Annotated in this window: 12 protein-coding genes; 4 read left to right on the top strand and 8 right to left on the bottom strand. The window is 57.5% G+C overall.

Going from position 1 to position 12002, the window contains the following annotated elements; translation table 11 throughout:
• The first annotated feature begins 2 nt into the window (after positions 1-2).
• Positions 3-1499, top strand: coding sequence for an NAD(P)(+) transhydrogenase (Re/Si-specific) subunit beta (locus tag RZS32_RS03330; RefSeq protein ID WP_317055614.1), 1497 nt, complete (start codon positions 3-5; stop codon positions 1497-1499).
• An 844-nt stretch (positions 1500-2343) separates the two neighbouring features.
• Here RZS32_RS03330 and RZS32_RS03325 read toward each other — a convergent pair.
• Positions 2344-2808, bottom strand: a complete 465-nt coding sequence (locus RZS32_RS03325; RefSeq protein ID WP_317055613.1) for a GNAT family N-acetyltransferase — start codon at positions 2806-2808, stop codon at positions 2344-2346.
• Positions 2809-2819: 11 nt separating this feature from the next.
• Positions 2820-3077 carry a YjhX family toxin gene (locus RZS32_RS03320; protein WP_317055612.1) on the bottom strand — a complete coding sequence of 86 codons (258 nt, stop codon included), beginning with the start codon at positions 3075-3077 and terminating at the stop codon, positions 2820-2822.
• A 449-nt stretch (positions 3078-3526) separates the two neighbouring features.
• Here RZS32_RS03320 and RZS32_RS03315 point away from each other — a divergent pair, with 449 nt between their 5' ends.
• Complete coding sequence (locus RZS32_RS03315) at positions 3527-4807, top strand: DUF3422 family protein (RefSeq protein ID WP_317055611.1); 1281 nt, start codon at positions 3527-3529, stop codon at positions 4805-4807.
• Positions 4808-4874: 67 nt separating this feature from the next.
• On the opposite strand, the gene RZS32_RS03310 is transcribed toward RZS32_RS03315, so the two are convergent.
• Entirely contained in the window at positions 4875-5366 is a 492-nt protein-coding gene (locus RZS32_RS03310; protein ID WP_317055610.1) for a flavin reductase family protein, read from the bottom strand.
• A gap of 190 nt (positions 5367-5556) precedes the next feature.
• Here RZS32_RS03310 and RZS32_RS03305 point away from each other — a divergent pair, with 190 nt between their 5' ends.
• Together RZS32_RS03305 and RZS32_RS03300 are read left to right on the top strand one after the other, a co-directional pair.
• Complete coding sequence (locus tag RZS32_RS03305; RefSeq protein ID WP_317055609.1) at positions 5557-5988, top strand: hypothetical protein; 432 nt, start codon at positions 5557-5559, stop codon at positions 5986-5988.
• The gene (locus tag RZS32_RS03300; RefSeq protein WP_317055608.1) at positions 5973-6446 is read left to right on the top strand and encodes a glycosyltransferase family 10 domain-containing protein; all 474 of its coding nucleotides are present in this window, start codon (positions 5973-5975) and stop codon (positions 6444-6446) included. Before RZS32_RS03305 ends, RZS32_RS03300 begins: the two co-directional genes overlap by 16 nt.
• On the opposite strand, the gene RZS32_RS03295 is transcribed toward RZS32_RS03300, so the two are convergent.
• The 5 genes from RZS32_RS03295 to RZS32_RS03275 form a co-directional block, all read right to left on the bottom strand.
• Complete coding sequence (locus RZS32_RS03295) at positions 6404-7105, bottom strand: hypothetical protein (protein ID WP_317055607.1); 702 nt, start codon at positions 7103-7105, stop codon at positions 6404-6406. The two genes, RZS32_RS03300 and RZS32_RS03295, sit on opposite strands and share 43 nt — an antisense overlap.
• Position 7106: 1 nt before the next feature.
• Positions 7107-9185 carry a bifunctional sulfate adenylyltransferase/adenylylsulfate kinase gene (locus tag RZS32_RS03290; protein WP_317055606.1) on the bottom strand — a complete coding sequence of 693 codons (2079 nt, stop codon included), beginning with the start codon at positions 9183-9185 and terminating at the stop codon, positions 7107-7109.
• A 160-nt stretch (positions 9186-9345) separates the two neighbouring features.
• Positions 9346-10557, bottom strand: a complete 1212-nt coding sequence (locus tag RZS32_RS03285) for a cation:proton antiporter (protein WP_317055605.1) — start codon at positions 10555-10557, stop codon at positions 9346-9348.
• A 426-nt stretch (positions 10558-10983) separates the two neighbouring features.
• Positions 10984-11457 (bottom strand): transcription antitermination factor NusB, encoded by a 474-nt coding sequence (gene nusB / locus RZS32_RS03280; protein ID WP_317055604.1) that lies wholly within the window; start codon positions 11455-11457, stop codon positions 10984-10986.
• Complete coding sequence (locus RZS32_RS03275; RefSeq protein WP_317055603.1) at positions 11454-11999, bottom strand: 6,7-dimethyl-8-ribityllumazine synthase; 546 nt, start codon at positions 11997-11999, stop codon at positions 11454-11456. The genes nusB and RZS32_RS03275 overlap by 4 nt, the downstream gene beginning before the upstream one ends.
• Between the last annotated feature and the right edge of the window lie 3 nt (positions 12000-12002).

Genomic DNA, 12002 nt, shown 5'->3' with positions numbered 1-12002 from the left:
TTATGGAATTCGGATTTACCACTGCCGCTTACGTTGTTGCTGCGGTTTTGTTCATCTTCTCGCTGGGCGGGCTTTCCGGTCAGGAAAGCGCAAAACGCGCGGTTTGGTATGGCATTGTCGGCATGGGGATTGCTGTTCTGGCAACGCTCATCGGACCCGGTCAGGGGCTTTGGCTTGTTTCGCTTATCCTGATCGCGCTTGGCGCCGTCGTGGGCTATCAACTCGCCACGCGGGTGCAAATGACGCAGATGCCCGAGCTTGTGGCCATCATGCACTCGCTTGTGGGCCTCGCAGCGGTCTTTGTGGGCTTTAACGCCGACATCATGATCAACACCATGAGCAGCCTCTTTGCCGAGAACGATCTTGTGCTCGGCGCGGCCAAGGACGGCGGGTATCAGGCCATTGGCCTGCCCACGGCGATCTACAACGAACTGTCCTCCTTCGGTCAGCTCATCGCCAAGAAAACCTCTGTCGAGATCACCATCCTGCGGGTCGAGCTTGTGCTTGGCATCTGGATCGGGGCTGTGACCTTTACCGGCTCTGTCATTGCCTATGGCAAGCTTGCCGGCAAAGTGGACACAGCGGCCAAACAGCTGCCCGGTGGACATATGCTGAACGCAGCCGCCGCAGGTGGCTCGCTCCTGCTGGCCATCATGTACCTGGGTGGCTCGGGCAGCTGGACATTGGTCCTTCTGACGCTTCTGGCGCTCTTCATCGGCTATCACCTGATCATGGGCATCGGCGGCGCGGATATGCCCGTCGTGGTCTCCATGCTCAACAGCTACTCGGGCTGGGCGGCGGCAGCCATTGGCTTCAGCCTTGGCAACGACCTTCTCATCGTTGTGGGTGCGCTTGTGGGCTCGTCCGGTGCGATCCTGAGTTACATCATGTGCAAGGCGATGAACCGGTCCTTTGTCAGCGTGATCCTCGGCGGCTTCGGCGGCGCAGCTGGTGAGCAGATGGCTGTGGAAGGTGAACAGGTGGCGATTGATGCTGATGGTGTTGCAGCCGCCCTCAACGAGGCCTCCAGCGTCATCATCGTGCCGGGCTATGGTATGGCGGTGGCACAGGCACAGCAGGCGGTCAGTGAACTGACCAACAAGATGCGCGCGGCGGGCAAGGAAGTCCGCTTTGCCATCCACCCGGTCGCCGGACGTCTGCCAGGCCACATGAACGTGCTTCTGGCCGAAGCCAAGGTGCCCTATGACATCGTGCTGGAAATGGACGAGATCAATGATGACTTCCCCGAAACGGATGTGGTCATCGTGATCGGCTCCAATGACATCGTGAACCCCGCGGCTCAGGATGATCCCAACTCACCCATCGCCGGCATGCCGGTGCTGGAAGTGTGGAAAGCCAAGCAGGTGTTTGTCTCTAAACGGGGGCAGGGCACAGGATATTCCGGCATCGAAAACCCGCTTTTCTACAAAGAGAACACCCGCATGTTCTATGGCGACGCCAAGGACAGTGTGAGCACGCTCTTGCCGAAAGTGGGTTAGGCAAAACGCTTTGAAAACAGGAAGAGGCCCGCTAATTTGGCGGGCTTTTTTCATTGATCATGATGGCGCGGCGGCGCTTCGTGCCTTGGTACCGCGTGAGTGTGCTCAGAGACTATTCCGTCCCGCGACGTGCACCAAAAGCGTTTCGCGATAAATCTGGCTCACAGATGAGCGCGAAACGCAGCAAGGCACTCAATCGTTGCACGCGTTTCGCCTTTCGCTGATGTCTCAGGATAAAGGCGAAGCGCTTTAAGTGCTTCAAAACAGGTTAACGTATGCGGCTGAACCTGTCAGGTGCCGGCTGTCAGCCTGTTCGGGACATCTGATATCGCACCCATGGCACGGAATCGAGGGGCGTAGTCCCGCCGTGCCAGCGCCGGACCGGCCCTATGGGCCGGCGCTTTGTCTGGCATAGGCGCTCTGAAAATCCGGCTGACGGACGGGCCGGGGATAAAGCGCATCGGTCATACGTCGGATGCGCCGTCCCCCGGTCCGACGCTGCCACGGCTTGTGCTGGAGGTCTGCTGTGAGCCCACAATGACTCCCCTCGCGCGGAATCAAGGCGCGCAGCGCCGCCGCGCGATCGCCAGACCGTCCCCCGGGCTGGCGATTGGTCCACGTGGGCGCTGAGATCAACGAATTTGCAGGCTTGGCTGCCATAAAGTGATCTGAACCAATGGCAGGTCGCCACCCCGCGGTCTGGCGATCGCGCGGCTCATCGCGGAGATTCCGGAACGGCAGCAAAGTCCCGCAAAGCCGAAGTAACTCGACCGAACCACAGTCCAGATGAGACGGTCCACCGCTGGCAAGACCCCTGCGGGCGAACGAGCCCCAAGCGTCCCGCCTAGAGCGCCTTTCGAAACACAACCTTATCATCGCCTTTGTCCCAGAAATCTCGGATGCGTGCCTCTTCTTCGTACCCGGCCGCCACATAGAAATGTCGTGCCGTTGAAAACGCCTCGGTGCCGGATGTTTCCACGATGATCATGCGCTGACCCATCAGTCGCAGCCGTTCTTCAACGCCGGAAACAAGAGCCGCACCGCATCCTTGCCCGTGCACTTCGGGAAGCACGGCTAGAGCTAACATGTTCCAGGTCCCGTTGGTGAGCGCTTCCGGGGCGGTATAGGCCAGACCCACGGCCACATTCTGCACGTGGCAACTTAGCCAGAAGGCTTCACTCTGCCCCTCCAGGTAAGGCGTCATCATCTCCACCAGCACATCGCTTGGGAAAAGTTCGGTGCCATCCAGCACCAGTCGCAACGCAGGAATGTCGGCCGCCGTTGTTGGTTTCACAATAATATCTGTCATGAGAGATGTCCTTATCTGTTGTCCAGTTGTGCATTGACGGATCGCAGCCCCAGTTGCGTGATGCGATAGGGCAGGCTGTTGCGGGAATGAATGAATTTGCGCTTTCGCAATCTGTCAAAGAGAGGAAGGGGGCAATTGGCCAAGGCATGGCCGTCCCGCGTAAAGCAGGTGACATGCCGGACCTTGCCATTGCCCATGCGTTCGAAATGGATTGCACCACCCTGCGCGAGCACATGCAGCACGCGCTGTTCGTGTTTTGAGATATTCATTGTTTTGTCTCGTGGATTTAGGTCAGCCCAAAAGGCACCCGGCATCTCGCGCGGGTGTCTTTGAAATGGAATGGGCCCGGTCGGTTGGGCCTAGCGGCTGACCGCAATCGTAGACATAAACTCTCCGTCGTTCGCGTTATGCGATACGTGAGCGTGACCTAGGTTTTTGACGGCGCGGATGCAAGGGCATGCGCGCGGCGCCTATTTGTGCGAGGTGCATTTGCCACACGGCACCGACGCAATACCGACGTGATACCGACATTGCGATCTGGCTTGATTTGCGACGATGAGAGGGTGCGGAAACGAGCGGTGTACCGACAGAGGCCCTGTGCCTGAAATACAGGCAGGTATACAATGGCATTCCTCTAACTGCTTGATGCGACAAATAAATCTGTTTCCATAGGTGGGGTAGGGCGCTAGGTTGCGCGCGACTCAGAAGTGTATTTGCCATGCCCCCGATCCAAGATCACCCCCTGCGATACCTGCTCGCAAACGAGCTCCACGCCCGCCCCTTCCCAACCGTCCAAGCCCCTGCAACTGCTGCATTTTTGGCGCTCAAACACCTCGACAGCGCCGCGGCCAGAGACCGGGGGGCTGATCTTGAACACCTGATCGCTTTGCTTGACCGCTACGGCGCACCACACCCGCAACCCGATGCCTCGCATTATTCCGGTGACCTCGGTCGGTATCACCTGAAATGGGAAAGCCACACCGAGTTCGTCACCTACACGGCCTTCCGGGAAGGCGTGAGCGACCGACCATTTGATCCGTCAGATTTCGACGTGTTTCCAACGGATTGGCTCGAAAATGCGCCCGGCAATCGCGTTACATCGGCGCTTATCCGCATCGACACAGAGCGCGATGACGCGGTGTTTCGCGAAGCGGTATCCGAGCATTTTGTTTCAGAAAGCGTGGCGGTCGCACGGGTGCTGGATGACACGGCCAAAGTCGCAGGCGATTTTCGCATCGACACCGCCGGACACCTGCGGTTCCTCGTAAACGCCGCATCGCAGACAGGTCCACGCCGGATCGGGCGCATCGTGCAACGCCTATGCGAAATCGAAACATATAAGACAATGTCCATGTTGGGCCTCGCCCGCGTGCGCGAGTTGAACCCAAATCTTGGGGCGCTCGATCAAGGGTTGACCCAGCTTATCGGCAACATGCCGGGCGGGTCCGTGCGGGCTGAGGATACGCTTGACAACCTTTTGGCGATCTCGGCAGAGCTGGAAGGCATGGTGGCGCGGTCTTCCTATCGGTTCGGCGCATCCGCTGCCTATGAGCAGATCGTCAAACAACGTATCGAAGTGCTGCGCGAAGAGCGCTTCGAAGGCCGTCAGACCTTTGGCGAGTTCATGATGCGCCGCTACGATCCGGCGATGCGCACCGTGCGTTCGACCAAGAAACGCCTTGACGCCATGGCTGACCGCGCCATGCGCGCCGGTGAGCTTTTGCGCACACGGGTGGACGTGGAACGCAGCGCCCAGAACCAGGATGTGCTGGAAAGCATGAACCGCCGCGCCGATCTACAACTGCGGCTGCAGCGCACGGTCGAGGGGCTGAGCGTTGTTGCGATCAGCTATTACGCGGTGTCACTGGCCGGTTATGTGCTCTATCCGCTGGCAGAGCCGACGGGGCTCAGCAAAGACATGCTGACCGCAATCGTGGCGCTGCCGATGCTGCTCTTTGTCTGGTGGATGGTGCGACGCATTCGGCAAAAGCTGGAGTAACAGGGCTGTCTGCTGTGTAAGTGCTGAGTCAACAGGTGGTCGCAACACGATTTAAAGGCGAAACGCTTCAGCTTGCCTCAGAAGGCCGCACGATGTGAAAAGACCCGCTCATATAGGTCAGCGGCCGTTCTCCTGCGTTGGAGATACCGGTGACATCGCCGATACAAATGGCATGGCTGCCATGTACGTGGCGGTGGGTCAGGCTGCAGGAAAACGCCGTAGCGCGGGGCAGGAGGGGGCCGAACTCGGTGTCGGCCACATCCAGCCCTTCGAACCGGTTGGGTTGATCGGCATCGAACATGCCTGCAAAGCGCTTGGCCACTTCCACTGCGTCCTCGGCGAGGATGTTGACGCAAAACGTGCCATTGGCCGCCACGGTCTGTGCAATGTTGCTATCGGCCTTGAGGCAGACCAGAACAGAGGGCGGATCGGCTGAGAGCGACGTGAAGGCGCTGACCGTTGCCCCGGCCTTGCCCGCAGGACCATCTGTTGTGACCACGGTCACGGTCGAGGCCACCTGGCGCATAGCGGTGATAAAGGCGTCTCGCGGGTTATTCATCTAATGGCTCCGGTCATAACGCAGGGGCGGATGAGGCATTCTCACGCCACGCTGCGTTTCGGTGTCAACTTGCCACTGGAAATAGTGCATTGCCGGGGCAGGGTCAAAACGATCTGCACGCGTGCCTTGTGACAGATTGCGCTTTGGGCCCCAAGCCCGTATCACCGCCTCGACAAGAGACGAGTGCCCCATGGCTCCAGACACGCCCGCCATTGCAATCCTGCCCTATCACATCAAACCAGGATTTATCCCACGCCAGGTCGCTTTGGACGAGCTGTTCTGGCCGCTTGGGCGACCGGACCGGTTAAAGCGACCTGGTCAAACCCTGCGTGATCTTGCACCGGCGGACCACCTGATTGCCTTTGTGTCGACTGGGCTGATGGCACAGCCTTGGCGCGCAACATGTGCGCAACTGTCGGTCATGGTTCTGGAACCTGAGGCCATTCATGCCAAACACATGCGGCGGTTGCGGCGGTCCTATCGCCGGTTTCACAAGGTTCTGAGCTGTAATGAAGGATTGCTCAACGCCATTCCCAACGGCATTTTCTTCCCTTTGGGGGGGTCTGGGCCGAGGATTGGCAGGATCGACCACATGAAAAGACCAAGATGTGCTCGCTCATAGCCTCGGGCAAACGGGATTTGAGCGGCCATGCCTTGCGTCACAACACGGTGGATTGGGTGCGGGAAGAAGGCCTGGACGTTGATGTGATGGGGCTGGGCTATCAACCTTTCGATAAAAAGTCTGACGGGCTGTCGCCATTCCGCTATTCCATCGTGATCGAGAATGTGCGTGAACGGAATTATTTCACCGAAAAACTGATTGATGCGGTGCTGTGCCAGTCTGTGCCGATCTACTGGGGATGTCCCAATCTGGCGGACTTTATGGACGTTTCGGGCATTGTGATTTGCGAAACAGAGAAAGATGTGCGCGCGGCTGTTTTGGCGATGTCGGAAGACGGGTATGCGGCAAGGCTGCCGGGCCTCTTGAAAGCGCAAAAGGCGGCGGCGTCTTATGCGGATGTGTATGAGCGCGCCGCTCAGGCGGTGCTACACGCGTCCACTTCCGGCCAGATGCCATAGCGTTGATGCATGACTGCGGCGGTCGCGCGGTTGGCGGCGTCCCGGGACTTGCCGCCCGCCGCATGGTCTTGCAAAGCGTGTGCATCGTCATAGGCGGGGCGAATAGCCGCGCGCGCCTCAGAGGACACCATAAGAGCAATGCCTTGGCGCGCCAGGTGGCCCGAAAGCCAGATGTCATCGACGCTCCAGGCCACTTTGGGTGGTGAAACGTCAGCGCCGCTCAGCCATTCGGGCCGTATGGACACCCCACTGAATCCCTGAGCGATGTCGCGGCCAGTGCCTTGGCGCCCGATGCGTTTGATATCCCAGGCTTGGCCAGTCGCAGCCGCATCCGGATCACCCTCCAGCAATGCAGCAGCCCAGTCTGGACCATAAAGCCAATCATCGTCGCAATAGATCAGTCTCAGGTCCTGATCTGCGAGAGCTTGCGCTGCGACAAGGGCCTTGGTTGCGGGGCCGTGATCTACCTCAGACCAAAGAGGCTCCACACCTTTTGGAGGGAGCGGAGCCTGAACCAGGCCGGTAAATCGCCAGTATTGGCGCGGTAGGGTCAAAAAGACAGTTTCTGGCGCAGGGGTCTGCGCCAGAAGAGATGTCAGCACCGGACCAAGCCGGTCAAAACGTGGCGGGATCGATGTGAGCGATACCGCGTAGCGCATATCAGCCCGCAATCAGGCCCATTTGTTCGAGCTTTAGAATGACCTGATGGGCGCAGTTATCAACTTCGACATTCTCGGTCTCGACGCTCAGTTCAGGGGTCTCAGGCACATCGTAGGGGTCAGATATCCCTGTGAATTCCTCGATTTTCCCCTCGCGGGCAAGCTTGTAAAGGCCTTTGCGGTCACGCCGTTCGCATTCTTCGATACTGGTCGCGACATGCACTTCAACAAACGCGCCAAAGGCTTCGATGTCTTCGCGTACCGCCCGGCGTGTCGTGGCATAGGGTGCAATCGGCGCACAGATGGCAATGCCGCCGTTTTTGGTGATCTCAGAGGCCACGTAACCGATACGGCGAATGTTCAGGTCGCGGTGTTCCTTGGAGAAGCCCAGCTCAGAGCTAAGGTTTTTCCGCACGATATCCCCGTCCAGCAATGTCACCGGACGCCCGCCCATCTCCATCAGCTTGACCATAAGCGCGTTCGCGATGGTCGATTTGCCAGACCCGGAGAAGCCAGTGAAAAACACGGTAAACCCCTGCTGACTGCGTGGCGGCCGCGTTTTGCGCAGTTCTGTGACCACTTCGGGGAAGGAAAACCATTCCGGGATCTCAAGCCCTTCGGCCAGACGTCGGCGCAATTCAGTGCCAGAAATGTTCAGGATTGTGACGTTGTCCTTGTCGGCAATTTCATCCATCGGCTCATATTGAGCGCGTTCCTGCACATAGACCATGTGTTTGAAATCCACCATTTCGATGCCGATCTCCGCCTGATGTTCGCGGAACAGGTCTTGCGCATCGTAGGGGCCATAGAAATCCTCACCGGCTGAGTTTTTGCCGGGTCCGGCATGGTCTCGACCGACGATGAAATGCGTGCAGCCGTGGTTTTTGCGAATGAGCCCGTGCCAGACGGCCTCGCGCGGGCCGGCCATGCGCATGGCAAGGTTGAGCAGGCTCATGGTGGTGGTGGAGGCGGGATACTTGTCAAGGACCGCCTCATAGCACCGCACGCGGGTGAAATGATCCACATCGCCCGGTTTGGTCATTCCGACCACAGGGTGAATGAGCAGGTTGGCCTGCGCTTCTTTCGCGGCGCGGAAAGTCAGTTCCTGATGCGCACGGTGTAGCGGGTTGCGGGTTTGGAAGGCCACAACCTTGCGCCACCCCAGCTTGCGGAAATAGGCGCGCAACTCATTGGGTGTGTCACGGCGGGCGCGGAAATCATAGTGCACAGGCTGTTGGATACCAGTGACCGGGCCGCCAAGGTAAACTGCGCCTGCGGTATTGTGCAGATAGTTGACGGCGGGATGCGCGTCATCATCAGCACCGAACACTTTTTCGGCTTCGCGGGCTTTGTTTGGTGTCCAGCGATCGGTGACCGTCATTGTGCCAAGGATCACACCTTCCTGATCGCGCAGGGCGATATCCTGACCTAACTCAATCTTGTCGGCGAAGTCTTCGCTGACATCGAGGGTGACTGGCATGGGCCAGAGGCTGCCATCGGCAAGGCGCATGTTCTCGATGACGCTGTCATAGTCAGCCTCAGACAGGAAGCCTTTGAGCGGGTTGAAGCCGCCGTTCATCAAAAGCTCCAGATCACATATCTGGCGTGGGGTCATGTCCCAGCTGGTCAGGTCGGCGGCTTCAACCTTGAGCTTCTGCGCGCTTTCGTAAGAGACATAAAGTTCGGGGATGGGGGCGAGGTTACTTTGCACAATCGTTGTCCTGTGTTTGAGGGGTACTAGGCCGCTCGACGTGCCAGTCAGTTCGGCATGGAGAGCGTCATACTCGGTGAGTTTACGGGTGAGAAACTGATCCGTGAGGCGGTTCTTTTCGGCTGCTCCACGGGTTGTGATCGCATAAGCGAAGCGTTGGCGTTTGTCCGGGCCGTCACGCTCACTGATCTTAACAAGACCAGCCTCGACAGCCCGCCGCAGTAGTGCATTGAGCCGGCCCAGTGAGATGCCGAGCGCTGACGCCGTTGCGCGCTGTGATGCCTCAGGCGCGACATCAAGCTGACGCAGCAGGCGGAAGAGCTGGTCTTCTTCCTCCAGGCTCGGTTTGGCGTCAGGTGACAATAGCATTACGAAACGACTCAAAGTGTGTTCACGCATGAACACATGTCACAACTCGTTTCGCCTGAAAACCCCTTACCTTGAGGGAAACGGATTGTTTCGAAGATGTTGTCGATAGGTCACGGGCGCCTGGGCATTCTGATTGCAGTCACTCTGCAAAACCCGACCTTTAACGCGCTGCCCCAATCCGCTTTGACATGGGAGCGGCCGTTACGCCATGTGCGATGATCGACAAAAAGACGGTCATCGACACACACGCGAGCAAGGACGTTTCCCCAACAAAATCATATTCATCAATTATAATGAGGGTAAACAGGATAGAGGCCAATCCACGCGGTCCGAACCATCCCAAAAACAATTTGTCCCTAATTTCCAAGCCCGTGCCCAGGAGCGAAACCCAAATGGGCACCATACGCACGACGGTAAGACAGAAGATGGCAATAGTGACGGGAATCCAATTCACATGCGCGAGACCGTCTGGCAAAAGAACAGCGCCAAAAACAAAGAAGGACAGAATGGTCAATAGCTGTCCCATGCCTTCCATGAATTCACTTATAAAGTGTATTTGGGATTTGTATGTATTTCCGAAAACCATGCCTGCTGTGAAGGCTGCGATGAAACCGTTTCCGCCAGCCGCTTCGGACAAAAAATATGCGGCAAACGCAACTGTTAGAAATGCTACTCCACCAGCTGCTTCAGCCATGAGTTGGCGCTCCTGCGCGGCACTCATGATTTTGGCAAACCCCCAGCCCAAGAGCAGACCTATCAAAGGGCCGAGCGTTATCTGCAAAAGGATTACTTTGCCCAGATCGTCGACATGCGACCCACCTATCCCTGATGATGCCAGAATTGCGCCCATAAGAATGAATGGTAGAGCCAACCCGTCGTTCAGCCCGCTCTCTACATTGATCGTGTTTCGCAATTCCTCTGGTACGGTTTTGCCCGTGACAACAGTTTGACCCAACGCGGCATCCGTTGGTGTTAACACTGCAGCCGTCAACAAGGCGACACCCAGTCCACCGAAGGGATGTAGGGCGTACACCACAACGGTGCCGAACAACACAGTCAGAGGCAATCCAATCGATAACATACGCAACGCAAGCGAATACGTCTTTTTGAAAGCCTGAAAGCGCACACGGCTCGCATCTGAAAACAGGACCAGCACCAAGGTAATCTCCGCCAAAAGCCGGGTTCCGTCATTCAGGATTTCGGGGGAGATCAAGGCGTCGAGCGGTTCTGAGCAGATATATCCAATAGCCGTAAAAATCATCGGCAGCGTTACAATGGTTTTGGCAATCGCATTGGAGAGGAGCGCGTAGACAAACACGCTGGCCAATCCGAACAACAAAATCTGTTCGGGCGATGCTAAAAACGCTGACATCCAATCTCTCCCGCGCTGGGCGTTGACCTAATCTTTCACTCTAGAGCACGGATACCAAACTTGCGACGTGCAAACATAAGCAACGAGCATTAGTTGAAAAGTCGTGAATGCAACTGCATTGTCATCTCTAATGGCTTACTAAAGACCGGTTTCCAAAATTCAGAAATGGCGCGCCTTATGCGCATCGTAACAGGCTTCCAAATCGTTTTTCAGATACGGCATCTGGCAGCCAGGATCAGGCGTCTTCTGTCGGTTCATGATCAAGCCGACGCATGCGTTCTCAGTAAATGGCCCGCAGCGCGTTTTCGCATTCACTAAGGTTCGATTTCGTTGCATTCCTGATTTCCGCACAACGCGTTGTGACAGACGTTCATGCGAGGCTCAGCATCAAACCTCAGGGCTCAAAGCCGCAATCGCACACCTTTATCAAAACGCCTCGGGTTTGGCCTCTCGTGCTATGTGATCCAGCACAGCATTCACAAAGCTGGCCTCCTTGCCTTCGGGGAAAAAGCTTTTGGCGATGTCGACAAACTCCGAGATCACCACCTTGGGAGGGGCCTCGCCCTCTAGCATCTCGGCGCCCGCAGCGCGGAAGAGAGCACGAACGGTCGGATCAATGCGATCAATTGGCCATTTGGCGACCAGAGCACGATCCGTCATCTGGTCGATCTTGGCTTGCCAGTTGACGGCCTGTTCCAGCAAAAGCTCAAACAGGTCGATGTCGCCCTCGGCCATCTCGATCCCGTCCTCCACTTCGGCGCCAAACCGGAAGTTGAGAAATTCCTGGCGCACCGCATCCACGCTTTGCCCTGAATGTTCCATTTGAAACAGTGCCTGCACCGCATAAAGCCGCGCGGCGGAGCGCATCTTGCGTTTCTGGTTGCCGGAAAGCTCGGTCATGCCGTGGGATTGTCCTTAAGGCCACCGGCCAGTTTGTATTCTTCGGCAGATGGAACAAAGCCCACGCCTTTGCGCGCGCCTCCCCATTTGCGTTCCAGCGCGATCAGGTGCATCGCGGCTGCCGCGGCCCCCGCACCTTTGTTCATCTGAGCGGGGTCGGCGCGTTCCAGGGCCTGATCGCGGTTTTCCACCGTCAGAATGCCATTGCCCACACACAAACCTTGCAGACCCAACAGGGTGATGCCCCGGCTGCTGTCATTGCACACGGTCTCATAGTGCGTCGTGGCGCCGCGGATGACGCATCCCAAGGCAACATAGCCATCGAAATTGCTCATCCGTTCGGCGATGCCGATGGCGGTCGGGACTTCCAAAGCGCCGGGCACCTCAATCAACTCGTGCGTGCCACCGGAGGCTTCGATCTCGGCGAGGGCACCACTGATCAGCATATCGGCGATATCGCGATAGAATGGCGCGACGACAATCAACAGCTTCACCGGTTTGTCAAAAGTCGCACGCGGCAGCGTATATTCTTTTTCGGCCATGCC

Source organism: Roseovarius sp. W115, assembly GCF_032842945.2.
GTDB lineage: Bacteria > Pseudomonadota > Alphaproteobacteria > Rhodobacterales > Rhodobacteraceae > Roseovarius > Roseovarius rhodophyticola.
The sequence above is the reverse complement of the archived record's forward strand: the minus strand, read 5'-3'. Positions and strand labels throughout refer to the sequence as shown.